Raw genomic sequence first — 22,492 nt, 5'->3', positions numbered from 1 at the left:
AGGGTCGGAAACGGAGAAGTCAGAGGAGGGTGACGAGGAGGAGGGCGACGAGGAGGGTGACAGGAACGCGTGACGTCAGAGCGCGGCGGAGACCGGGACGGATTCCTCGGCGGCCGTACGCCGATGTCGGCGCTCCGCGAGCACGGCGATGATCCGGGGAGTCAGGACGGAGGCGACGAGCAGCAGACCGGTGACGATCACCTGGATCTCGTTGGAGATGTCGTTGAGGGTCAGCAGATTCGTGAGGAGCCCGATCAGCAGCACACCCGCGACGGCGCCGCCGAGCGTGCCCTTCCCGCCGTCGAAGTCGACGCCGCCGAGCAACACCGAGGCGATGACGACCAGTTCGAGACCGAGCCCGTTGTCGGCGCGCGCGCTGCCGTAGCGCAGGGTGTAGACGATCCCGGCGAACGAGGCGACGAGACCGGACACCACGAACAGCACCAGCTTGAGCCGCTTGACCCGGATGCCCGCGAACCACGCGGCGTCCTCCTGGGCACCGATCGCGAACAGCGAACGGCCGAAGCCCGTGCAGTGCAGGGCTATGGCCGTGATGACGGCGAGCACCGCGAACAGCGCGACCGGATACGGGATGAAGGTGCCGGGCACCGTCTCCGTGTACGCCGCGTACTGGGAGTACGTCTCGGGGAAGTCGGCCACCGCCTCGTCGCCGAGGATGACGGAGGCCAGGCCCCGGTAGAGCGTGAGCGTGCCGATGGTGACGGCCAGCGAGGGCAGTCCGACCCGGGTGACGAGCCAGCCGTTCAGCAGCCCGCCGACCGCGCCCGCCAACAGGCAGATGGGCACGATCAGTTCGAAGGCGAAGCCCGCCTGCCAGAGCGAGCCGGCGAGGGCGCTGGACAGCCCCAGCATCGAGGCGACGGAGAGGTCGACCTGCCCGGCGACCACCAGCAGCGTCATCGGCAGCGCGATGAGCGCGATCTCGGAGACGTCCCCGAGGGCGGCCGAGAGGTTGTCCGTGTTGGCGAACCCGTCCGTGGTGCCGGTGCCCGCCAGGAAGACCGCGATCAGCAGGATGCCGACGGCCGTGTCCCAGCGCAGATACTTCGTCAGTGCGGTCTTCGAGCTCGTCGGACTCTTCGGGCTCGTCGGGCTCTTCGTGGTGTTGCCGGTGCTCCCGGTCATCGTCGGCTCCTCTTCCTGAGCGCGCTGGTCGTACGCACCTGCAAGATGCGGTCGGTGGTGATGGCCGCGAGCAACAGCACGCCGGTGATGGCCTGTTGCCAGAAGGAGTCGACCTTGAGGACGACCAGTGCGCTGCCGATGGTGGTGAGCAGCAGCGCGCCGAGCGCCGCGCCCCAGACGGTGCCCGTGCCGCCGGTGATGGCGACGCCGCCGACGACGACGGCGCTGACGACGGTCAGCTCCCAGCCGTTGGCCGCGTCCGCGACGACGGTGCCGAAGCGAGCGAGCCACAGCGCGCCGGCGAAGCCCGCGATCGCGCCGGAGAACGCGTAGGCGGCCAGGATCCGGCGCCGTACGGGAATCCCCGCCAGCCGCGCGGCGTCCGGGCTCGACCCGATCGCGTACAGCTCACGCCCACTGCGGTACGTACGCAGGAAGTAGCCGGTCGCGGCGAGTACGGCGGCCGAGATCAGCGGCAGATACGGAATCCCGAGGACGCTGCCGGAACCGAGCGAGAGCACACCGTCGGGGACGTTCACGGCGTTGATCTGCTCGCCGTGCGCCCAGGCGTGGTCGATGCCCTGGATGATGTAGAGCATGCCGAGCGTCACCACCAGCGCGGGCACCCGGCCGAAGCTGACGAGCGCGCCGCTGACCAGGCCGCAGACGGTACCGAGCGCGACACCGAGCAGGACGACGGTGAGCGCGCTGTGGTCGGTGCCGGAGACGAAGTGACCGCAGGCGAACGCCGTGAGACCCACGACCGAGCCGACCGACAGATCGATGTTGCGCGTCATCACGACGACGGACTGACCGACGGCGAGCAGCACCAGGATCGAGGAGTTGAGGAGCAGGTCCTTGACGCCCTGGTCGTCGAGGAAGCCGGGGTTGGCGAGCCAGGTGCCGAGGATCAGCAGCGCGAGCGCGCCACCGATCGCGATCTCCCGGGCGCGGAAGACGGCGTCGACGATCGACCTGGCCGACCGGCCGTCGTCGCCCGCGGCCTCCGGAGTGCCCGGCGTGTCGGGGGTGTCCGGGGTGGGCTTGTCGAGCGTGGTGGTCATGGCGTCGGCTCCTTTGCCGCCGTGCCTCCGGTCGCCGCGCGTTCGCCGGCCGGTGGTTCGGTCTCCGTACGGCCGGTCTCCGTGCCGCTGCTGTTGTCCGTGCGGCCGCTCTCCGTACCGCCGGGCTCCGTACGACCGCTCTCCGTACCGCCGGGCTCCGTACGACCGCTCTCCGTACGGCCGGTGGCCGCGGCCATCACGCTCTCCTCCGTCGCCCGCTCACGCGGTATCTCGGCGGTGAGCCGTCCCTCGTGCATCACGAGGATCCGGTCGGCCATGCGCAGCACCTCGGGGAGATCGGACGAGACCATCAGGACGGCGAGCCCGTCCGCGGCCAGGGACGACAGCAGCCGGTGGACCTCGGCCTTCGTACCGACGTCGATGCCGCGCGTGGGCTCGTCGACGATCAGCACGGCCGGGTCGGTGGCCAGCCACTTCGCGAGGACGACCTTCTGCTGGTTGCCGCCGGACAGGACGGACACCGGATCGGCGAGCTTGTTGTACTTCAGCTGGAGCTTCACCGCCCAGTCGGCGGCGCGCCCGTGTTCGAGCGCCCGGCTGACCAGTCCGCGGCGGCGCACGTCGCGCAGCCCCGTCAGACCGATGTTCCGCTCGATGGACATCTCCATCACCAGACCGCGCAGCCGCCGGTCCTCGGGTACGAGCGCGAGCCCGGCGTCCATCGCGGCCGTCGGTGAACCGGCGGGCAGCACACGCCCGTCGACCCTCACCTCACCCGCGTCGGCCCGGTCCACCCCGAAGACGGCCTGCGCCACCTCGCTGCGCCCCGCGCCCACCAGCCCGGCCAGGGCGACGATCTCACCCCGCCGCACCTCGAACGAGATGTCCCTGAAGACACCCTCCCGGGTCAGCCGGCTCACGGACAGCACCGTCGAGCCGGGTTCGGCAGCCGCCTTCGGATACAGGTCGTCCAGATCGCGGCCGACCATACGGCGCACGAGGTCGTCCTCGGTGAGCCCGTCGAGCGACTCCGACGCGACGTGCCGGCCGTCGCGCAGGGTGGTGACGTGCGAGCAGAGGCCGAAGATCTCCTCCAGCCGGTGCGAGATGAACAGCACCGCCGCGCCCTCCGCCCGCAGTGTCCGTACGACGGAGAACAGCCGGGCGGTCTCACCGCCGGTGAGCGCGGCCGTCGGCTCGTCCATGATCAGGACGCGCGCGTCGAAGGAGAGCGCCTTGGCGATCTCGACGATCTGCTGGTCGGCGATGGACAGCCCGCGCGCGGGCCGCTGCGGATCGAGCGCGACCCCGAGTCTGCTCATCAGATCGGCCGTCGCGCGGTGGACGGCCTTGCGGTCGATGCGCCCGGCCGAACGCCGGGGCTGGCGGCCCATGAAGATGTTCTCGGCGATGGAGAGATCGGGGAAGAGCGTCGGCTCCTGATAGATGACGGCGATCCCGGCGTCCCTGGCATCGGCGGGGCCGTGGAAGACGACGGGTTCACCGGCGAGGAGGAGATCTCCCTCGTCGGGGCGGTGGACTCCGGCGAGAGTCTTGATCAGGGTGGACTTGCCCGCGCCGTTCTCACCGGCCAGGGCGTGGATCTCACCGGACCGCAGATCCAGGGAGACGTCGTGCAGGGCCCGTACGGCTCCGAAGGATTTGGAGACTCCCCTCAGCGCCAGGACAGGGGCCGGGCCCTTGTCGGGCTTTTCCATGGCGGGCTCCTCGGCGGGGCTGGTGTGGTCGGTCGGGTCGGTCGTCATTCATGGTCGGTCGGGGGTCGCTCATGAAAGGATTCAACTTTTCCGGAAGCTAGACGGGCCGAGCGCTTCGCGTCAATGGGCGTGCACCGGAAAACCTCGTCTTCTCGGCGTACGGTGCCGGTCGGTGCGGTGTCGGCAAGTCGGGGCCTTGACACGCCGGTTGGCCCGGCTCATCATCGCCCTTGATGAATCGATTCATGGTCTGTCCATGGTCTGCTGAATGGAGCGTTGAGAGATGACGAGCCGAACCGACATCTCCGCCGTGAAGGCGGCCCTCGCGGCTCAGGCCGTCGAGACGCCGTCCTGGGCGTACGGCAACAGCGGGACCCGGTTCAAGGTCTTCGCCCGGCCCGGTGTCCCCCGTACCCCCGAGGAGAAACTGGACGACGCGGCCCGCGTACACGCCCACACCGGCGTCGCGCCGACCGTCGCGCTCCACATCCCCTGGGACAAGGTCGACGACTACGGCGCACTGGCGGCGTACGCCGCGGAGCGTGGCGTGAGGCTCGGCACCATCAACGCCAACGTCTTCCAGGACGACGACTACAAGCTCGGCAGCGTCTGCCACCCGGACGCGGCGGTGCGCCGCAAGGCGCTCGGCCATCTCATGGAGTGCGTCGACATCATGGACGCGACGGGGTCACGCGACCTCAAGCTCTGGTTCTCCGACGGCACCAACTACCCCGGCCAGGACGACATCCGCGCCCGCCAGGACCGCCTCTCCGAGGCGCTGGCGGCCGTGTACGAACGGCTCGGCGACGACCAGCGGATGCTGGTGGAGTACAAGCTGTTCGAGCCGGCCTTCTACGCCACCGACGTCCCCGACTGGGGCACGGCGTACGCCCACTGCCTGCGCCTCGGCGAGAAGGCCCAGGTCGTGGTCGACACGGGCCACCACGCGCCCGGCACGAACATCGAGTTCATCGTCGCGATCCTGCTGCGGGAGGGGAAGCTCGGCGGCTTCGACTTCAACTCCCGCTTCTACGCGGACGACGACCTGATGGCCGGCGCGGCCGACCCGTTCCAGCTCTTCCGGATCATGTACGAGGTCATCCGGGGCGGCGGGTTCACGGCGGACATCGCCTTCATGCTCGACCAGTGCCACAACATCGAGGAGAAGGTCCCCGCGGTCATCCGCTCGGTGATGAACGTCCAGGAGGCGACGGCGAAGGCCCTGCTGGTGGACGCCGAGGCCCTGGCCGACGCCCAACGGGACGGCGACGTCCTGGCGGCGAACGCGGCACTGATGGACGCCTACAACACGGACGTACGCCCCCTGGTGGCCGAGGTCCGCGCCGAACTGGGCGCGGACGCGGACCCGGTGGCGGCGTACCACGCGTCGGGCTACGGGAAGAAGATCGTGGCGGAGCGGGTGGGCGGGGAGCAGGCGGGGTGGGGCGCGTAGCCGCCCGCTCTATCCGCCCGTACCGAACGCGGAGATGTCGGCCTCGGGTCCGTCGTTGCCGATCTCCCAATCCCCGCCGGTGCGGGCGTTCTTGGGCTTGAGCGTGAAGGCGACCTTGTGGGTGTGGGCGGCCCCGCGCCCCGTGTCCGCGTCGGCGGAAACCACCCAGGCTTTGACGCCACCCTTGACATGAGTGTCGTGCCGCAGCTCGACGGCGAACTCCATCTGGATCTCACCGACGTCGAAGCGCAGGTCCTGGCCGGTGCTGTGCGAGGCGGCGGCCATGAGCTGGTCGCGGACGGCCTGGACGGCTTGGGTGAGGTCGATGCGGGGGAGGGGGGCGGGGGTCATGAGGGGTCCTCGGTGGGTCGGGAACGACGGTGGACGGTGAGGAAATCTGCGCCCCTGAGGCGTACGAGACCGCCGGTGATCGTGACCTCGATCTCAGGAACCCAGACCAGGGCCGAGAGGTCCACGGTGACGGGTTCATCGGACTCCAAATGCAGGAGCAGCCGTTCCAGGTTCGGGAACAACTCCCTGAGCTGACCGGAGGTGGTGTCCTCGTCGATCCGTAGGACGAGGTGGAGCCGAGTGATTGACGGAAGAGTGGGCAAGTCGGCGGGCAGGGTCAGTGTGTCCGGCTCTCCTGAGCCGCCGAACATGCTGAGCGTGAGCGCCGGGAGATCGGTGAGGGCATCGAGTCCGGACAGATCTTGCAAGACGTGCACGCCGAAGAGGCTCAGCTCTGCCAGGCCGAGGGGCGCGACGCCGCTGTAGTCGTTGACCTCAACGCATGACACCAGGCTCAGTTCGGTCACCGAGGTCGATTCTTTCCCCACGAATGCCAGGAGATTCTTCAGTAGGCCGTTGTCAAAGACGGTGACCCTGCTCGCTCGTACCGCTCGGACGGCACTCGCCATTCCCTCGGGGCTCAAGGGGCCATGAAATGTCACGTCCGGCACGGTTCCCACAAGGTGCAGAGCGGCGAGCTGTTCCTCGGAGTGCACCGCGATCGTCAGATCGTCAGTGACGACGCGGGCGAGGACGAGTTCGGCAAAGGCGGTCGTGTCGAAGGACGCCCAGGCAGAGACGAGTTCGATCCGTACGGCGTGCGCCGGATGCCCCGCGTACTCATGAAGTACCTGCAACGCGTGGTCGCCGCCGATCAGTCGGGCGGTCGTCACGACGGCCGCCGCTTCTCGGTACGACAGGCCGAGCGGGCCGGGCAGTAGATCCAGAACGAGAGGGCCAGCGTAAGACAACCACTGAGCTTCGTCACCGTTCTTCGGCGGGATAAGCGCGGCGGCGCGCCGCTCCACCTCCGCGCGGATCTCCGGATCGAGGCTCGTCGCATGTTCCAGACTGGCGGCTGCCAGTAGATGGATCCGGACTTTGACGTCGTGCGAGGACTCGGGAACAGCGTCTCCCCGAGTCACGAGCTGCTTCAGCAACGCCGCCCGTTCACTGTCCCGGGCATGGCCCACAGCCATCCGGACGATGTCTTCCCACTGCGGCTCATGGGCGTGCGAGGCGATCATGTTGATGTCCTGCGCCTCAATGGCTGCCCGCGCCCCCAAATAGTCCAGAAACGTCCGATGAATGAAGTCCACTGTCATGGCCGTGGGCGCGCGCAGGACGCCGCTTCGGTGCAGGAGGAACCGGAAGACACTCGGTGCGTCCTCGACAGTCGCGACCTGCGGCATGGCCGGCAGGAGCCGGGAGATCAGCCCGACCACGTCCCGCTGCTCTGCCTCCGCGATCTCGTTGCGGATCATCCAATAGGCGATCTCCTGAAGGATCTTCTGCTGTGCCTCCTCCGAGAGCACCAGTCCCTCAGGCGCCGCTATCGCGCGTTCCTGGTCCCGTCGGACCAGCAGCATCGTCAGCGCAGCGCCGTACAGCTTCATCCTGCTGTTCGGCAGGAACCCGCGCCGGTCGCGGTGCAGGGCGCAGATCATCGCGCACATGAGGGGGTTGGTTGCGAGCCGGGACAAATCCTGTTTGCGCGGCAGTGCAGACAATAACTGCTCTTCGTAGCGGTCGAGTTGGGCGTGCTCGAATTCGGACGAGGTGATGGACCGTGCTGCCACGTGCCAGCGGTGCACGAAAGCGGTGACGTCCCGCAGGTTCATCGGCAGCAATTGGAACTCGGCGAACTTCTTGCGGATCAGCCACCCGTCGTCCACTGCGGTCGGCCGGGTGGTCACCACCACGGCCGTGTGCGGATATGCGGCCAGTAGCTTGAGCAGCCAGTTCTTCGTCCTCGCGCGGTCGGCCTCGGGCATCTCGTCCACGCCGTCGACGAGGAGCAGCCCGCGCCCTTCGGCGAGCACCGAGTCCATCCACCGCATGGGCGGGCTCAGCGGATGCCCTGCCGCACTGAGGAAGTCCGCCGGCGCGGGCAGCGCGGCGCCCCGAACGAGCGTCCGCAACGGCAGCACCACGGGGATGCGTCCGTCGAAGTGGGCGAGTTGTTCGGGAAGTGTGTTCCGCGCGGCGTTCACCGCCAACCACTGCACCAGAGTGGTCTTGCCGGATCCGGCGGCACCACGCAGCAGCACGCGCTGTCGGTCACGCAGGGCCGACTCGACCCGGCCGCGTTCAGGTACCGCACGTGTGCCGTCATCCCCGTGGCCATGGACCAGTTCGAGGCTGAGGTAGGCGGAGTCGAGCGGCCACTGCGCATGCTCGGAACGGTTGAAGTCGAGCCCGAAGATGCTCAGTTCCCCGAATGCCTCGGCGACGTACGCACGATAGCGATCCTCGAACTCGACGGATGTGTCGGGGGACTGGCGCAGCGACGTGCAGTGAGGAAACTCGCCGAAGTGGATGTCATAGAGCCTGGCGAACCTGGGGACGTCCGCCAGCTTCTGCAATGGCACCGCTGTGAATCGGCTGTGCTGCCAGCCGGCGGCATCCCTGGTGACCACACCGATGAGATGTCTGCCGGAGAAGACCGGCGCGCCGGACATCCCGGCCCACGGCGACTCCCCGTCGTCCCGTACGGCAGGTGGGGTGCCCGTCCCCTCCAGGATGTACTCGGCACGCACACTGCCCGACCCGGGCCTGATCGTGCCGTAGAACTGCTCCATGTCCAGCTTGTGACCGGCGTACCGCTGTACCTGGGGATATCCGAGGGCGTAGCACTCATGTAGTGGCGCGATGCCGACGATGCGCCCGAATTCGTTGGGCTGGAACGCCCGGACGGCCGCAGGTGTCACCAGGTCCTCATCCGCCAGTAGCAGCGCCGCGTCGCCGTCCTCGGCCTCGCCCGCCCACAGTGTCTGGCAGGAGATCCGCCCACGCCCACTCGGCACGACGACCGTCGTCGGCTTGTCCTCACTCAGCAAGTGCCGCGCGGTGAGAACAATGCGCGCGGAGAGCAGATAGCCGCTGCCCTGCTTGGCCCCGAACACGGCGGCGATACGGTCCTTGATGACCCCTCGGCCTCCTGATCAACGACGGGTTCGACCCGCCGTCGCCCCCAAGTCCCATGCTAGGACGCCGCATTACGGCACGTGACCCCATCTGCGAGACTCGCCCCGTGATCGAATTCCGGTTCGGACTGACCCCCGTGAAGGACATCCAGCCCTGGGGCGGCGACACCCCCTCCCTATCCTGGTTCAGCCTCACCGACGGCTGGTACGACATGGTGGCCGACGGCCCCCACCTCCTCCGCTACCCCGACGGAACGTGCGTCGACTACTACGTGGTCCGCCTCTGGGAAGACCTGCTCGACGCCCTCCCCGCAGCCCTGGAGCCCGTACCACGGGACCTGCTGCCGTTCATCGCCGGTGGCCACTCCACCTGGCTCGCCACCGACTCCCCGGACACCGAAGCGGCGGCCGGCTGGTACGGCCAACACAGCCTCGACATGGGGTACTTGCGGTCCGCGCCCCACATCCGCTGGTGGCGGACCGTAAGCCAGGCCGGCGGCGACCTCATGACCGTCACCTGGACCCACGCCCAGGACGTGGACGACGGCCGCGTCACCCTCCCCACCACCCACTTCGTCGCCGCCGTGACCAACCTTCACCACGACCTGCTCGCCGCCATGGAAGCGCGCGTCACCACCCTGGAAGCCACCGGACCGCCTCCCGGCGTCGCGATCGACCTCCCCCACCTCCGCCACGAACAGCAGGACCGGGCGACCTGGCTCCGCCGAGCGCTGGAGCGCGCCTGCGAGACCGACTGGGCGGCCGTACGAGCCGGAGTCCGCCTCCTCGTACCCGTACCGCCCCCGTAGCCTCGTCCCCATGCCCGACGACCCCCACGGCCCGCGCGTGCTCATCCTCGGCGGTACCACCGAAGCCCGCCGCCTCGCCGACGCGCTCGCCGCCGAAGCCCCCCACGTGCACGTCACCACCTCCCTCGCCGGGCGCGTCACCCACCTGGGAACTCCAGCCGGACGTGTCCGCGTCGGCGGCTTCGGCGGGCCCGACGCCCTCGCCGCGTGGCTCCTCGCGCACCGTATCGACGTCCTCGTGGACGCCACGCACCCCTTCGCCGCCACCATCAGCGCCCACGCCGCCCAGGCGGCGGCAGCCTCCGGCACCGACCACTTCGCCCTGCGCCGCCCCGGCTGGCCGGCCCACCCACGGGACCGCAGGCACCCCGCCCGCTCGCTCGCGGACGCCGCCGCGCGGCTCGCCGTACTCGGGGGCAGGCGCGTCTTCCTCACCACCGGGCGTCAGGGACTCGCCGCCTTCGCCGGGCCCGAACTGGACGGGTTGCACTTCCTCGTACGTACCGTGGAACCGCCCGAGCCGCCCCTGCCCCGCAGCACGCACATCCTGCTCGACCGGGGCCCGTACACCCTCGAAGGCGAGACCGCGCTCCTGCTCGAACACCGCGTCGACGTCCTCGTCACCAAGGACAGCGGCGGCCCGGCCACCGCCGCGAAGCTCACCGCCGCGCGCGAACTCGGCCTGCCCGTGGTCATGGTCGAACGGCCGCCCGCGCCCGAGGGCGTAGCGGAGGTCCCCGACGTACCGGCCGCGCTCGCCCGGCTGGGGCTCAGTCCCGCCGCAGCAGATACGTGTCCATGATCCAGCCCTTGCGCGCGCGGGCCTCCGCCCGTAGCTCCACGATCCGGTCCGCGACCTCCGAGAGCCGCCCCGAGACCAGGATCTCGTCCGCCGTACCGACATACGCGCCCCAGTGGATGACCGGGTCCTCCGCCAGGTAGTGGCGGAACGACTGGTGCCCGTCCAGCATCACCACCACGTCGTCCACCCCCTCCGGCCACGCCTCCGCCAGCCGTCGGCCCGTGGTGATCTGCACCGGGCGCGCCACCCGGTTCAGCCCCGTGCGGTGCTTGGCGAGCAGGGCCGAGACGCTGCTGATGCCGGGGATCACCTCGTGCTCGAAGGCGACCGTGCCGCGCGCCAGGATCTCGTCCAGGATGCCGAGCGTGGAGTCGTACAGCGCGGGATCGCCCCACACGAGGAACGCCCCGACCTGGTCCTCGCCCAGCTCGTCGCTGATCATCCGCTCGTAGATGTCGGCGCGGCGGGTGCGCCAGTCGCCGACCGCGGGGGAGTAGTCGGCGCCCCCGGCCGTCCGGTCCCGGTCCGGATCGCGCGCCTCGACCAGCCGGTACTCCCGGCCGTCCGCGATGTGCTCCGCGAGGATGTCGTGCCGCAGCCCGATCAGGTCCGCCTTCGCTTCGCCCTTGTCGAGGAGGAAGAAGACGTCCACCCGGTTCAGTGCCTTGACCGCCTGGAGGGTCAGCTGGTCCGGGTCGCCCGCGCCGATGCCGATCACATAGATCTGTCTCACCGGCCCGAGTCTGCCTCATGGCGCCGGAGCCATCTCAGCCACCCGTCATCATTGATCATTGCCGATCATTGCCATCGATACATCGGATGTCTCCGCAGGTCTTACGTTCGCCGCAGGTCACGGCATATGCTCCGGCCATGCGTGTCGCCCTCTTCGTCACCTGCGTCAACGACGCGGTGTATCCGTCCACCGGGATCGCGACCGTGCGGCTCCTCGAACGCCTCGGGGTGGAGGTCGACTTCCCCGAGGCCCAGACCTGTTGCGGACAGCCGCAGTTCAACACCGGCTACCGCAAGGAGACCGAGCCGCTCGTACGCCGTACGGCCGCCGCCTTCGAAGGGTACGACTATGTGGTGACCCCCTCGGGATCCTGTGCTGCCATGGTCCGGCAGCACTACCCGAAGATCGGCGACGCCTCGGCCGCCTCCCTCGCCACCCGCACCTACGAGCTCACCGAATTCCTCGTCGACGTCCTCGAAGTGACCGACGTCGGCGCGTACTTCCCGCACACGGTGACCTACCACCCCTCCTGCCACGGTCTGCGCCTCCTCGGCCTCGGTGACAGGCCCCGCCGCCTCCTGGAAGCGGTCGACGGACTGGAGCTGCGCGAGCTGCCCGGCGCCGACGAATGCTGTGGATTCGGCGGCACCTTCGCCGTGAAGAACTCCGATGTCTCCACCGCCATGGGCCAGGACAAGGTCAGCAACGCCGTCTCCACCGGCGCCGAGGTCCTGTGCGGCGCCGACAACTCCTGCCTGATGCACATCGGGGGCGTTCTGCGCCGCGAGAAAGCACCGCTGCGCGCCCTGCATCTCGCCGACATCCTGGCGAGCACCCGAGAGGAGCCCCTCGTATGAGCGGGACGTTCGTCGGTATGCCGTCCTTCCCGCAGGCCGCCAAGGAGGCCGTGCACAACAAGACCCTGCGCGGCAATCTGCGCCACGCCACCCACACCATCCGCGACAAGCGCGCCAAGGCCGTGGCCGAACTCGCCGACTGGGCCGAGCTGCGCGAGGCCGGCAAGCAGATCAAGGACCACACGCTCCGCCATCTCGAGCGCTACCTCGTCCAGTTGGAGGAGCGGGTGACGGCGGCCGGCGGCACCGTCCACTGGGCGGCCGACGCCGACGAGGCCAACCGGATCGTCGCCGACCTGGTCAAGGCCACCGGCGAGACCGAGGTCGTCAAGGTCAAGTCGATGGCCACCCAGGAGATCGGTCTCAACGAGGCCCTGGAGGCCGAGGGCATCGCGGCGTACGAGACCGACCTCGCCGAACTGATCGTCCAGCTCGGCGACGACCGGCCCTCCCACATCCTCGTCCCCGCCATCCACCGCAACCGCGGCGAGATTCGCGACATCTTCCGCGAGAAGATGGCCGACTGGGGCCGGGCCGCGCCCGACGGCCTTACCGACATCCCCGCGGACCTCGCCGAGGCGGCCAGGCTCCATCTCCGGGAGAAGTTCCTGCGCGCGAAGGTCGGTATCTCCGGCGCCAACTTCATGGTCGCCGAGACCGGCACACTCGTCGTCTTCGAGTCCGAGGGCAACGGCCGGATGTGTCTGACACTGCCCGAGACACTGATCTCCGTGGTGGGCATCGAAAAGGTGGTGCCGAGCTGGCGCGATCTGGAGGTGTTCCTCCAGACGCTGCCGCGCTCGTCGACGGCCGAGCGGATGAATCCGTACACCACGACCTGGACCGGCACCACCGACGGTGACGGACCGCAGACCTTCCACCTCGTCCTCCTCGACAACGGCCGCACCGACACCCTCGCCGACGAGGTCGGCCGCCAGGCGCTGCGCTGCATCCGCTGCTCGGCGTGCCTCAACGTCTGCCCGGTGTACGAGCGGGCCGGCGGGCACGCGTACGGCTCCGTCTATCCGGGGCCGATCGGCGCGATCCTCAGCCCCCAACTCCGGGGTACCCAGAGCGAGATCGACGCCTCACTGCCGTACGCGTCATCGCTCTGCGGCGCCTGCTACGAGGTGTGCCCGGTCGCCATCGACATTCCCGAGGTGCTGGTGCACCTGCGGGAGCGGGTCGCCGACCAGGGCGGCAAGGGGCACCGGCTGGAGAAGGCCGCGATGAAGGCGGCGGGGTGGGTGCTCGACCATCCCGGCGTGCTGGGGGCGGGGGAGCGGGTCGCGTCGAAGACGCGCAGGCTGCACCCGTCGAAGCTGCCCGGCGCGGGGGCGTGGACGCGGAGCAGGGAACTGCCGGAGATGCCGGCGGAGCCGTTCCGGGACTGGTGGAAGAAGAACCGGAAGCCGCAGTCGGGCAGGCCGACGAAAGCGAACGGGACACCGAAGTCCGACGGGCCGGCAGAGCCGGACGAGACACCGAAGCCGGACGGGAAGAAGCCCTGATGAGCACCACAGCCGACGCCACCGGATCGGGCTCGCGGGAGCGGATCCTCGCCCGGGTACGCGCCGCCGTCGCCGACGCGCCCGACGCGCCCGAGGTCACACGCGACTACCTCGACACGCACACCCCCGACGCCGGCATGGTCGACCTGCTCGCCGAGAACCTCGCCGACTACCGCGCCCTCGTCCACCGCACCGACTCCGCCGGGCTCCCGGACCTCCTGATGCGCCTGCTCGCCGAGCACGGCTCCCGTACGGTGCTCGTACCGCCCGGCCTGCCGCCGGGATGGCTCGCCGCCGCCGATCCGACCCGGATCCACGACCGGGAGGCTTCCACCGCGCGGGAGTTGGACGAGGTCGACAGCGTCGTCACCGGCTGCGCCGTGGCCATCGCGGAGACCGGCACGATCGTCCTGGACGGCGGTCCCGACCAGGGCCGGCGCCGTATCTCCCTCGTACCGGACCACCACATCGTCGTGGTCCGGGCGCCGGAGCAGGTCGTCGCCTCCGTACCGCAGGCGATGCCCCGGCTCGACCCGACCCGCCCGCTGACCTGGATCTCGGGTCCTTCCGCCACCAGTGACATCGAGCTGGACCGGGTCGAGGGTGTGCACGGCCCGCGCACGCTCGAGGTCGTCCTGGTGGAAGACTGACCGCTCGTCACGCGTCGGGCACCCAACTGCCGTGGAATCCCAGGGGCACCCGGCCCGGCAGATGAATACGCGCGACCGGCCGACCGGTGAAGTCCTGGGCCGACAGGATGACGAGGTCGGACGCGCCACGTTCCGGGTTGTGGACGTAGGCGAGCGTGTAGCCGTCGTCCTCCGACTCCCCGGGCGCCGACGCAGAGGCTGTTGCCGATGCCGATGCCGATGCCGATGCCGATGTAGACATCGACGCCGTACGGGACGGTACGAAGACGGCCTCCGAGGTCGCCGCGCCCTCCGGGAAGCGGTGGATCTGGCTCGTGCCCCGGAACAGGTCGTGCTTGATCAGCTCATTGCTGAAGGACCCGTCCGGCGGCACGCCGTCGACCGTGCCGTAAGCCCGCCACATGTCGGCGGCCGAGGCGGAGTACGCGTACCGGTGGCGGTGCGCGACCAGCGACTCGTTGACGCGCGGGAACTCCTGCGGCCGGTCGTCCAGCCGCTGGTGGCGGACCCGCCCGTGGGCCAGGTCGATGGTCCAGCGGTCGAGGCTGGGAGTCCCGTCCGACGACGGGCCGCCGTTGGCGCGGCCCTCGACGTACATGGGGGCGGGCATGGACGTGAAGTCGACGACGATCCCGTTGCCCTCGTCGTAGGCGTTGAGGGTGTGCGAGTAGTAGAGCGGGTCGACCTCGAACCAGCGCACCGGGCCACCGGAGCGGCGCATGACACCGACCCGCATCGGGTGACGCTTGTTCCACTTGTACGGCACGGTGTCCCCGGCCTCGGCCCCCGCCATGTCGAAGGTGATCGGGACGTCCACGATGACGACATGACGCTCCGTCAGAGCGAAGTCGTGCATCATCGGCGCGTCCGCGACCGGGATCTTCGTCACGCGAACCACCCGGCCGGTGTGGTCGATCACGAGATGCCGCACATGGTCCCAGGTCGGGTAGTACGAGATGGCGTGCAGCTCGTCGGCCCTCGCGTCGTACTTGGTGTGCGCCGTGAACGCGCCTTCGAGCGTGGAGCGGAAGTCGTACGGGCGCACCGTGTTGAGATCACCGTCGAGTTCGTACGGCAACGGCCCGCTCTCCTGGAGGGCGAGGACGCGGCCCTTGTACGGGATGACGTGGGTGTTGGCGGGGAAATCGTCGGGCGGTATCTCGCCCGGGTACGGTTCGCCCAGCTTCTCGGCCACGGAGGCGGAGCGGACCCAGCGGTTGCGGTACCACTCGGCGCGACCGTCGCGCAGCCGGACGCCGTGCACCATGCCGTCGCCCTGCATCCAGTGGTGGGCCCGCGGATCCTCCAGCCCGAGCACGTTGGGGCCGACCCGCAGATAGCGGCCGTTCAGCTCGCGGGGGACACGGCCCGTCACCGGCAGGCCGAAGGCCGTCAGCTCTTCCGTGACCGGCGCGAACGGGCCTTGTAGGAACGGGTACGAGACCCCGCCCCGCCCACCGACCTGCCCGCCGACCTGCGCGCCTGCCGTCCCACCGGCCGTCACTCCGGTGAGGCCGCGGGCGGCGGCGTGGGCGATGCCGGCCTGACCGCCCGCGCCGTACACCCCCACCACACTGCCCGCCGCCGCGACGGCCGCGCCCCGCAACACCCTGCGCCGTGTGTGACCACTCATCGCACTTCCCCGTGTTTCGAATGCCTCCGACAACCCCGACGGGCTTGCCGGTCTCACTAGGGAAGATCTTGCTGCGGATACACGCGCAGGTCAGGAGGGCTGAGGCCCGAGTCGGGGTGTAGCTGACCGGTCGGTGCCGGAGTGTCGCCCACCCTCCTTCGGCGGTCCTCAGGAGCGGTCGGACGCCGTCAGACGCGGCGCCTCGACAGCCGCATCCACAGCCGTGTCGACCGGGGCGTCCGCGATCCGCTCAGCCAGCTCACGGGCCCAGGAGGTCAGGCCGCGGACATCGATCCCGTACGGCGCCTCGTACCCGGAGATCCGCTCGGCGCCGCGCAGCAGCAGCCGCGCCCCGCCGGTCGTATTGCCCCGGGCGGCGTGCGTCAGCCCCACCGCGAGCTGCGCCATCCCGCGCCAGAGGGCCTCCTCCTCGCCGGGCCCCGACTTCCACGCGTCCTCGAACACCTCGTGCGCGTGGAACGGCATCCCCGCGTCGAGCAGCCGCTGAGCCTCCCGCAGCGTCTCGCCGGGCGTCCGGACCACCCCCTCGGGCTGCCGCTCGACCCCGGGCGTCCCATAGGGCAACGGCCGCCCCAGCCCATCCCGCGGCCGCGCGTTCCGCGCCCGCCCTTCGAAGTCTCGATCCCGCGGGTTCTCGGTCATTCCCCGATTGTCTCCCGGCCGTCTCCTGTCTCCTGGCCGTCTCCCACCCCTCCCGACCCTTGGGCGGCCCGGCGCCGGTCCGGGGTGGGGTAATGTTCTCCACTGTGGCCGCCGGGAGATCTCCCGAGCGGCGGAACAGCGGGACGTGGCGCAGCTTGGTAGCGCACTTGACTGGGGGTCAAGGGGTCGCAGGTTCAAATCCTGTCGTCCCGACTCGTGAGAGTCGCAGATCAGGGCCGGTTCCGGAGAAATCCGGAACCGGCCCTTGATCATTCTTGGGGACCAGTTGGGGACCGGGTGCCCCTTGACCGGCGTCACCGGGTGATGATGATCGGGCTGGGCAGCGAGCGTGGTGCGCGGAGTACGCCGAGGTGGGCGGAGAGCGCCGCCCCGGCGGCTGTGATCTTGTGTACGTCGGGGTGCAGGTAGCGCTGGGTGGTGGTCAGGGAGCCGTGGCCGGCGATCCTGCGGAGGATGTGCACCTGGACTCCGGCGTCGGCGAACCAGGTCAGTCCGGTGTGCCGGAGGTCGTGGCGGCGCAGGTGTTCGTAACCGAGTGTGGTGACGACGTCGTCCCAGTGGGTGGCGTCACGCAGGACTGCGGTGGAGATGCGTCCGCCCCGGGGACCGGTGAACAAAGAATCTTCCACGGACTGATACCGCGGCTGTCGGCCGTTGCGGGCGAGGCCGCACACCGCCTCCAGCAAGAGGCCGGCGAGTCCGTGCTTGCTGAGTTCTCGCCGATGCTGCAGGCGAACGAGAACCTGCGCGCCGCATACGAGGAGGCCGGCTGCTATTCGGTGCTGTCGCTGTCCACAGACCCTGTCTACGGGTTCCTCGCTGGCCGCTCCACCTTGGACATCCTTCTGCCTGAAATCCGGGAGCTGCTGCCGGCGTCGAGGGTCTTGGTCGTCCTGCGGCCTCATCAGATGCTCGGCGCCACTTCGCCCGAGAACGGTGAGTCAGTCGAGCTACAGATACATCGGGCTTGCGACAAGGGTCTGCGTCGTCTGATCGGGTCGCGGCCGACTATCCCCTCACCGAAGCACCTCACGCTCACCATGGCGGGCCGAGGGCTGACCCTTGAACATGACGACGGCACCGTGATCGCCCGCGCCAATGTGACGGCATCAGGCCGATGGCGGCAGGCAGCCCGCGACCGTGGCAGCGCGCTCGTGCTGTACGGCTACGGTCTTGCCCTCCACGACCCGCCCCCGCATCGGCAACTCATGACGGCCACCGCAGAAGTACACCACCGGATCGCCGAGGCGAGCGGCAACGGGCTGCTCGCAGCCGCCCTGGTCTCCGTGCACGTACAGCCCGGCCCGACCATTCCGGAATCAGCCGCAACGGCAGCCCGCCGACAGCCTTCGCGGACGACCCGTGCTCGGCGGAAAGGGCGCCGCAGGTAGATCGCGCCTTGCAGGCGAGCAGCTTCGGCGGTAGCGCGGGCGAGATAGAGGCGGCAACAGCCGTGGTCGGCCGGCGCGTTCACCAGGACTTTCTGCCCTAAGCCCGGCCCCGAGAAGAGTGTCGGCCATGGCGGCCCACCTCGGGGCGACCAACCCATCACCACTGGCGACCGGTTTGTCTTCCGCGCCATCGTCGACCTCCTCCGAACCTGCTCCAACCCCGAAAACCCCACCGGCCCTTCGAGGAAAATCCCGCACGTCCTACCGGAGCACGTACGACGGTGGTTCGAACAGCGCCTCCACCCCCAAGATGCAGCAGGTCGCAGCAGGTCGCGGCATCGAACGAATCGGCGCCGACGCGGACAGCGACACCCTCGCCATCCGCATGCTTCCGCTGGTCGAGTCCGACTCCCAGGTGATCAGGCCCTTCGCGTCTGCCTCGGCCTGGAGCTGCGTGAGCATCCGAGCCCACGTCCCGTCCCGCTGCCAGCGCCGGAACAGGTCGTAGACCCGGTCCCACGGCCTGTAACGCTCGGGCACGTCACGCCACGGGGCACCGGTCCGGGCCCGCCACCGTATGCCGTCTATCAGCTGCCGCTGCGTCCACACCTGTGGCCGGCGCCCGCCCTCGTCCAGCCCAGAATCCCGCGGACACCGCAACGCCGCCGACCACGTTACCTTGGCGGTCCTCTTCGTTCGCGCGGACGACGGCGAGGAAGGCGTGCGCGAGCATGGCCAGGGCGACCCAGCGTGAGTAGCGACGGACCTGGTGCTCGTCCAAGGCCGCCAAGCCCTTGCCGGACTGGGAAAACTCCTCGACCCGCCACCTTGATCCAGCGACGCGCACCAAGGTGGTCAGCGGCAATGCGGCCGGCGAGTAACAGCGGTAGTAGGCGAGTTCGCCGGAGCTGCGGTTGCGGCGGATCAGTAAATGCCGGCTCCCGGGCAGGGGATCGGTGAGGTCGATGACGGCCCAGTCGTAGAAGCGGTGGCCCTTGGCTTCGACCCCTGAGGACAGCTCCTGCCAGGCCCTCTTGGGCACCTTCCTGGCCAGCGTGTCCGCGCGGAACTTCCGGGCGCCTGTGGTGACTTCGTGCGAGCAAGCCACCGCGAGGACGTAGCCGGTGCCGCGTTCCTCCAGCGCGGTGCGCAGCCTCGGGTTGCCGCCGTAGACTTCATCTCCCGCGACCCAGGCGGCCTTGTGGCCGGCGTCGAGGAATCGGGTGACCATGCGAGCGGCCAGTTCTGGCTTGGTCGCGAACTCCGTCTTGTCACCGAGTCCGGCGGCCCGGCAGCGGGCGGGGTCGGAGGTCCAGGAACGCGGAACATAGAGTTCCCGCGGCTGGGCCGCCACCGCTGGACGTGGAACGCACCATGGCCTGGCTCGCCGGCTGCCGCCGCCTCCACCGACGCTACGAACGCAAGGCCGACCACTTCCTCGCCTTCACCAGCATCGCCTGCACCGTTATCTGCTACCGCAGACTCGCCAAATGAGGATGGCTTCCAAGCAGGTGCGCCAGCACGGTGATATGACCCTCTTTTGGGGGGCGAGTGTGTAGCCGTTGAGTGCTGGAGTCGTCGGGGCAGCGATGATCCGACGGCGTGCTTGGCCGGGCCGAGCACGCCGCACCGCCCAGGCGGGTGGGCCTTCGTCCTCTGTGGGCTGAGTGAAGCCGACGCGGGGTGTGCAGGGTTCGGGAACCGGGCGGTGCTATGTGCGGGGCCTGAGGCGCATGTGCAGCCGTTGCGGGCTGAGCGTGAGGGCCAGGGCGGGGCGGACGGGGCGGCCGGGCAGGGGTTCCAGGCGCCATCGTGCGGCGATCGTGGCCAGGATGATGACGGTTTCGGTGATGCCGAACTGGTCGCCGACGCACTTGCGGGCGCCTCCGCCGAACGGGATGAAGGAGCCGTCCGGTGGGTTGAGGTGTCGGGAGCTGCTCCACCGGTCGGGGTCGAATTGCTCGGGGTTGTCGTACTGGTCGGTTCGGTGGTGGATGAGATAGGGGCTGAAGAAGACGGCCGTGCCGGCGCGGACGGGGTGCGTGCCGAGGTGTGTGTCGGTGGTGGTGGTGCGGCTGATGAGCCAGGCTGGCGGATGGCGTCGCAGGGATTCCATGAGGACGCGGCGTGTGTATTCCAGCCTGGGCACGTCGTCGAGTGTGGCTGCGGCGCCGGCGAGAACGCTGTCGGCCTCGGCGTGGAGCTGTTCTTCGATGTGGGGATGCTGGGCCAGTGCGTGCAGTGCCCATGCCAGGGTGGCGGCCGCGGTCTCGATGCCGGCGAAGAAGAAGGCCATCAGCTGGTCGATGATCTCGGCGTCGGAAAGGTTCTGGTCATGGCCGTCTTCGGGGGAATCGGGGCTGCCGAGGAGTACGGACAGCAGGTCGTCGTGGCCGGTGGCGGCGGAGCGGCGGTCTGCGGTGGCGCGGGCCATGGTCTGGCGCAGGCGGGATCGGGCCTGGTAGTAGCGGCGGTTGCCGGGGGTGGGGAGCGTGTTCAGGCGCGGTGGTGTGATCATGCGCCGGAAGATGCCGTCCGTGATGGCGCCGAGGTCCTCCAGTACCTCGGTGATGGCGGTGGGGTTGAGGGTGTCGGCGAACATGGTTGCCACCAGGCCCTGGGCGACGATGTTCTGCATCTCGGTATAGGCGTCGATGGTCTGGCCGTCGGTCCACGAGCCGGTGGCGGTGTCGGTCTGTTCGGTCATCAGGCGGGCGTACGCGGGCAGGCGGGCAGGGTGGAAGGCGGGCTGGACCAGCCGTCGCTGGCGGCGGTGGTCGGTATGGGGGCAGAGGGGCAGGCCGTTGCCCAGGACTTCCCTGCCCTGGTCGAATGCCGGGCCGCCTTTGTCGAAGGTGCGGTCGTTGACCAGGACGTGGCGGGTCAGTCCCGGGTCGCACACCAGAAGAGCCTTCATGGGGCCGATTCGGATGTGGACCAGGTCTCCGCGGGCGGGCAGTGAGGTGAGGAATTTCAGGGGGTCGCGTACCAGTGGCAGGAGGTGGCCGAGGAGAGGCAGCGCTCCCGGTGCCTGGCTGATCGGAACGTCCGTTGTCATAGCTGTCCACTCTCCGATCGGCGGTGCGGTGGATGAAGCGGGGACGCGGGGTGCGCGGGGCCGGTTGCTGCGGGTGGAGCCCGGTGCCGGATCCGGGGAGGCGGATCCCGCGACCCCGCCGGTTCAACCCGGTGCGCCCTGGGTGCTTGGGGCTTGGCGCGTGCGGGCGTGGAACGGCACTGCCCGGTGACCCGCTGTCCGTCATGGGGCATCCTCGGCGGCGCCGGGCATGGCCGGCGGGGATTCTGTGCGGGGCCTGTGCCGCGGTTGCTGCCGGGGTCGTCAGATGAGTGTGGCGAGGTGCTGCACGGGGCCGGTCGCCGGGTCGCGCGGTCGGTGTAGCGGGCGGTTTCCTCTGCCCAGAGGGCGTTGCCGGTCATCCAGGTCGACCATTTCGGTGAGGGCTTGGCGGTCGTCGGGCTGCAGGTGGGGGTGGAGGACGGCCTCGGCGCGGCTCTCGGCGGCGAGGAACCGTCCGACCTGGACGTCGACCCGCTGGGCGACGAGATCGGCGGCTTCCTGCAAGGAGACGTCGAGTTTGCTGGTCAGGACCACGACGCAGTTGCAGAGGTCGTTGAGGCGGATCTCCTTGGGCGCGGAGTACAGGTCGTTGACCCAGGCCACGACGTGGGAGGCGGCTTCGCGCATGGTCGCGACGTCCGGGTTGCGGATCAGGTGTTCGGGCACCGGCCTGGCGGTGGCGACCTCGATGAGGTCGGCGGAGACGTACATGGCACTGGTCAGGAGCCGGTGGGCGCAGTACGCGTCCTCGTCGAAGGGGGTTTCGGAGGAGTTGATCTCCGACTGGCGGACGTGCGAGTAGAGGTAGTCGGTCAGGTCGTGGACGAGGCGGTTGGTCCACGCGGCGGTCATGCCCGGCCGGGTGCGGGCCCACAGGTCGGCCAGTCCTTCCCGGATCCTCGACACCGCGAGGACGTCGCCCACCCGGTGGGGCCCGGTTCGCGGGGCGGTGCCGAGGAAGGGGGCGATGAACTGGTCGGCGATCTCGGTGGCAACCTCCGGGTCGCGGGCCTCCACCGTGTCGTCCAAGACGTCGTCCAGGATGAAGTAGGCGCTCATCCAGTCCGCCAGGACGTATAAACGGCGACGGAGACGTGGGGACAGACCCGGGCGGCCAGCCTTCCGAGCAGGAACGAGTCGCAGACCTCCCGCGCTTTCGGGCTGTTGGCGATCATGCCCATTTCCTGTACCCACGCCTGGGTGTGCTGCTGGGCGCGGTCTTCGTGGGGGTGGAGCCTGGACGGCGGATCGAGGCGGAGCTGAGGGACTGCGAGATCCATGATCACTCCCTGGTCCTTGTCCTGACAGCGGCGGGGCAGCGGCCCGCCGGTTCCTTTCCTTTCAAGAGAGCCAGTCCCACCCCAGGAAGGGAAGGTCTCGGTAACCAAAAGGGCGTGAACCTGTTGAACGGTCCTGTGCAGGCGAACCAGGGGGCGGGCCAGACGAAGGCCCGCTAGGGCCTGTCTTCGAAGTAGCGCCGTCCGCCCGTAGGGCGGGGCCTGCGCCCGCCGCGGAGCGGCTGATGTCTCGTTGGTGCGGTGCATCGCAAGGCGGAGGATCGGCG

At 69.5% G+C, this 22,492-nt stretch carries 19 protein-coding genes, 1 tRNA gene and 2 pseudogenes; 9 read left to right on the top strand and 13 right to left on the bottom strand.

The features are described from left to right. Nucleotides 1-75: 75 nt before the first annotated feature. Genes ACFUN8_RS24805 through ACFUN8_RS24795 form a run of 3 tightly spaced genes read right to left on the bottom strand, consistent with a single transcriptional unit; the run spans nt 76 to nt 3,889 of the window. Nucleotides 76-1,146 (bottom strand): ABC transporter permease, encoded by a 1,071-nt coding sequence (locus tag ACFUN8_RS24805; protein WP_383641562.1) that lies wholly within the window; start codon nt 1,144-1,146, stop codon nt 76-78. Further along, nucleotides 1,143-2,210, bottom strand: coding sequence for an ABC transporter permease (locus ACFUN8_RS24800; RefSeq protein ID WP_383641559.1), 1,068 nt, complete (start codon nt 2,208-2,210; stop codon nt 1,143-1,145). The genes ACFUN8_RS24805 and ACFUN8_RS24800 overlap by 4 nt, the downstream gene beginning before the upstream one ends. Next, complete coding sequence (locus ACFUN8_RS24795) at nt 2,207-3,889, bottom strand: sugar ABC transporter ATP-binding protein (RefSeq protein WP_383641579.1); 1,683 nt, start codon at nt 3,887-3,889, stop codon at nt 2,207-2,209. The genes ACFUN8_RS24800 and ACFUN8_RS24795 overlap by 4 nt, the downstream gene beginning before the upstream one ends. Before the next feature lie 283 nt (nt 3,890-4,172). On the opposite strand from ACFUN8_RS24795, the gene rhaI reads away from it, so the two are divergent. Beyond that, nucleotides 4,173-5,342 carry an L-rhamnose isomerase gene (gene rhaI, locus ACFUN8_RS24790; RefSeq protein ID WP_383641556.1) on the top strand — a complete coding sequence of 390 codons (1,170 nt, stop codon included), beginning with the start codon at nt 4,173-4,175 and terminating at the stop codon, nt 5,340-5,342. 9 nt (nt 5,343-5,351) lie between these two features. Here the strand turns inward: rhaI and ACFUN8_RS24785 are convergent, their stop codons facing one another. After that, nucleotides 5,352-5,693 carry a trypco2 family protein gene (locus ACFUN8_RS24785; RefSeq protein ID WP_383641554.1) on the bottom strand — a complete coding sequence of 114 codons (342 nt, stop codon included), beginning with the start codon at nt 5,691-5,693 and terminating at the stop codon, nt 5,352-5,354. Continuing rightward, nucleotides 5,690-8,758 (bottom strand): NACHT domain-containing protein, encoded by a 3,069-nt coding sequence (locus ACFUN8_RS24780; RefSeq protein ID WP_383641552.1) that lies wholly within the window; start codon nt 8,756-8,758, stop codon nt 5,690-5,692. The genes ACFUN8_RS24785 and ACFUN8_RS24780 overlap by 4 nt, the downstream gene beginning before the upstream one ends. Before the next feature lie 128 nt (nt 8,759-8,886). On the opposite strand from ACFUN8_RS24780, the gene ACFUN8_RS24775 reads away from it, so the two are divergent. Both ACFUN8_RS24775 and ACFUN8_RS24770 read left to right on the top strand, forming a co-directional pair. Then, nucleotides 8,887-9,588: a DUF5984 family protein gene (locus tag ACFUN8_RS24775; protein ID WP_383641550.1), complete on the top strand. Its 702-nt coding sequence runs from the start codon at nt 8,887-8,889 to the stop codon at nt 9,586-9,588. 10 nt (nt 9,589-9,598) lie between these two features. Continuing rightward, nucleotides 9,599-10,390 carry a cobalt-precorrin-6A reductase gene (locus tag ACFUN8_RS24770; protein WP_383641548.1) on the top strand — a complete coding sequence of 264 codons (792 nt, stop codon included), beginning with the start codon at nt 9,599-9,601 and terminating at the stop codon, nt 10,388-10,390. On the opposite strand, the gene cobF is transcribed toward ACFUN8_RS24770, so the two are convergent. Beyond that, on the bottom strand, nt 10,359-11,123 hold the full coding sequence (gene cobF, locus ACFUN8_RS24765; protein ID WP_383641546.1) for a precorrin-6A synthase (deacetylating): 765 nt from the start codon (nt 11,121-11,123) through the stop codon (nt 10,359-10,361). The two genes, ACFUN8_RS24770 and cobF, sit on opposite strands and share 32 nt — an antisense overlap. A 137-nt stretch (nt 11,124-11,260) precedes the next feature. Here cobF and ACFUN8_RS24760 point away from each other — a divergent pair, with 137 nt between their 5' ends. Genes ACFUN8_RS24760 through ACFUN8_RS24750 form a run of 3 tightly spaced genes read left to right on the top strand, consistent with a single transcriptional unit; the run spans nt 11,261 to nt 14,141 of the window. After that, on the top strand, nt 11,261-11,980 hold the full coding sequence (locus ACFUN8_RS24760) for a (Fe-S)-binding protein (protein WP_383641543.1): 720 nt from the start codon (nt 11,261-11,263) through the stop codon (nt 11,978-11,980). Then, nucleotides 11,977-13,491 (top strand): LutB/LldF family L-lactate oxidation iron-sulfur protein, encoded by a 1,515-nt coding sequence (locus ACFUN8_RS24755; protein WP_383641541.1) that lies wholly within the window; start codon nt 11,977-11,979, stop codon nt 13,489-13,491. Before ACFUN8_RS24760 ends, ACFUN8_RS24755 begins: the two co-directional genes overlap by 4 nt. Next, a complete protein-coding gene (locus ACFUN8_RS24750; protein ID WP_383641538.1) occupies nt 13,491-14,141 on the top strand; it encodes a lactate utilization protein C in 651 nt (216 codons plus the stop codon). Before ACFUN8_RS24755 ends, ACFUN8_RS24750 begins: the two co-directional genes overlap by 1 nt. 7 nt (nt 14,142-14,148) lie before the next feature. Here ACFUN8_RS24750 and ACFUN8_RS24745 read toward each other — a convergent pair whose 3' ends face one another. Then, complete coding sequence (locus tag ACFUN8_RS24745) at nt 14,149-15,774, bottom strand: carotenoid oxygenase family protein (protein WP_383641535.1); 1,626 nt, start codon at nt 15,772-15,774, stop codon at nt 14,149-14,151. A gap of 168 nt (nt 15,775-15,942) precedes the next feature. Further along, nucleotides 15,943-16,437 carry a DUF309 domain-containing protein gene (locus tag ACFUN8_RS24740; RefSeq protein ID WP_383641532.1) on the bottom strand — a complete coding sequence of 165 codons (495 nt, stop codon included), beginning with the start codon at nt 16,435-16,437 and terminating at the stop codon, nt 15,943-15,945. A gap of 139 nt (nt 16,438-16,576) precedes the next feature. Between ACFUN8_RS24740 and ACFUN8_RS24735 the strand changes: the two genes are divergently transcribed. Further along, nucleotides 16,577-16,650: transfer RNA gene (locus tag ACFUN8_RS24735), tRNA-Pro, on the top strand. 101 nt (nt 16,651-16,751) lie between these two features. Here ACFUN8_RS24735 and ACFUN8_RS24730 read toward each other — a convergent pair. Then, on the bottom strand, nt 16,752-17,087 hold the full coding sequence (locus ACFUN8_RS24730; protein WP_383641530.1) for a tyrosine-type recombinase/integrase: 336 nt from the start codon (nt 17,085-17,087) through the stop codon (nt 16,752-16,754). A gap of 72 nt (nt 17,088-17,159) precedes the next feature. Between ACFUN8_RS24730 and ACFUN8_RS24725 the strand changes: the two genes are divergently transcribed. Next, the gene (locus ACFUN8_RS24725; RefSeq protein ID WP_383641527.1) at nt 17,160-17,849 is read left to right on the top strand and encodes a hypothetical protein; all 690 of its coding nucleotides are present in this window, start codon (nt 17,160-17,162) and stop codon (nt 17,847-17,849) included. Nucleotides 17,850-18,110: 261 nt separating this feature from the next. Here ACFUN8_RS24725 and ACFUN8_RS24720 read toward each other — a convergent pair whose 3' ends face one another. Together ACFUN8_RS24720 and ACFUN8_RS24715 are read right to left on the bottom strand one after the other, a co-directional pair. After that, on the bottom strand, nt 18,111-18,458 hold the full coding sequence (locus ACFUN8_RS24720) for a transposase (protein ID WP_383641524.1): 348 nt from the start codon (nt 18,456-18,458) through the stop codon (nt 18,111-18,113). Between the two features lie 76 nt (nt 18,459-18,534). Next, nucleotides 18,535-19,200, bottom strand: a pseudogene (locus ACFUN8_RS24715) (IS701 family transposase); the annotation flags it as partial. Between ACFUN8_RS24715 and ACFUN8_RS24710 the strand changes: the two are divergent. Then, nucleotides 19,189-19,343: pseudogene (locus ACFUN8_RS24710) on the top strand (transposase); the annotation flags it as partial. The pseudogenes ACFUN8_RS24715 and ACFUN8_RS24710 overlap by 12 nt on opposite strands. 217 nt (nt 19,344-19,560) lie before the next feature. On the opposite strand, the gene ACFUN8_RS24705 reads toward ACFUN8_RS24710, so the two are convergent. Next, nucleotides 19,561-20,907, bottom strand: a complete 1,347-nt coding sequence (locus ACFUN8_RS24705) for a cytochrome P450 (RefSeq protein ID WP_383641521.1) — start codon at nt 20,905-20,907, stop codon at nt 19,561-19,563. Between the two features lie 282 nt (nt 20,908-21,189). Further along, the gene (locus tag ACFUN8_RS24700) at nt 21,190-21,987 is read right to left on the bottom strand and encodes a terpene synthase family protein (protein WP_383641518.1); all 798 of its coding nucleotides are present in this window, start codon (nt 21,985-21,987) and stop codon (nt 21,190-21,192) included. Nucleotides 21,988-22,492 lie beyond the last annotated feature (505 nt).

It is taken from the genome of Streptomyces sp. NPDC057307 (genome assembly GCF_042667665.1).
Lineage (GTDB): Bacteria > Actinomycetota > Actinomycetes > Streptomycetales > Streptomycetaceae > Streptomyces.
This window is presented reverse-complemented; position numbering and strand designations above follow the sequence as displayed.

Bases quoted from the DNA above. Each gene is read 5' to 3' on its own strand.
- ACFUN8_RS24805 (WP_383641562.1), bottom strand. From the start codon at position 1,146: ATGACCGGGAGCACCGGCAACACCACGAAGAGCCCGACGAGCCCGAAG.
- ACFUN8_RS24800 (WP_383641559.1), bottom strand. From the start codon at position 2,210: ATGACCACCACGCTCGACAAGCCCACCCCGGACACCCCCGACACGCCG.
- ACFUN8_RS24795 (WP_383641579.1), bottom strand. From the start codon at position 3,889: ATGGAAAAGCCCGACAAGGGCCCGGCCCCTGTCCTGGCGCTGAGGGGA.
- rhaI (WP_383641556.1), top strand. From the start codon at position 4,173: ATGACGAGCCGAACCGACATCTCCGCCGTGAAGGCGGCCCTCGCGGCT.
- ACFUN8_RS24785 (WP_383641554.1), bottom strand. From the start codon at position 5,693: ATGACCCCCGCCCCCCTCCCCCGCATCGACCTCACCCAAGCCGTCCAG.
- ACFUN8_RS24770 (WP_383641548.1), top strand. From the start codon at position 9,599: ATGCCCGACGACCCCCACGGCCCGCGCGTGCTCATCCTCGGCGGTACC.
- ACFUN8_RS24760 (WP_383641543.1), top strand. From the start codon at position 11,261: ATGCGTGTCGCCCTCTTCGTCACCTGCGTCAACGACGCGGTGTATCCG.
- ACFUN8_RS24755 (WP_383641541.1), top strand. From the start codon at position 11,977: ATGAGCGGGACGTTCGTCGGTATGCCGTCCTTCCCGCAGGCCGCCAAG.
- ACFUN8_RS24750 (WP_383641538.1), top strand. From the start codon at position 13,491: ATGAGCACCACAGCCGACGCCACCGGATCGGGCTCGCGGGAGCGGATC.
- ACFUN8_RS24745 (WP_383641535.1), bottom strand. From the start codon at position 15,774: ATGAGTGGTCACACACGGCGCAGGGTGTTGCGGGGCGCGGCCGTCGCG.
- ACFUN8_RS24740 (WP_383641532.1), bottom strand. From the start codon at position 16,437: ATGACCGAGAACCCGCGGGATCGAGACTTCGAAGGGCGGGCGCGGAAC.
- ACFUN8_RS24705 (WP_383641521.1), bottom strand. From the start codon at position 20,907: ATGACAACGGACGTTCCGATCAGCCAGGCACCGGGAGCGCTGCCTCTC.
- ACFUN8_RS24700 (WP_383641518.1), bottom strand. From the start codon at position 21,987: ATGAGCGCCTACTTCATCCTGGACGACGTCTTGGACGACACGGTGGAG.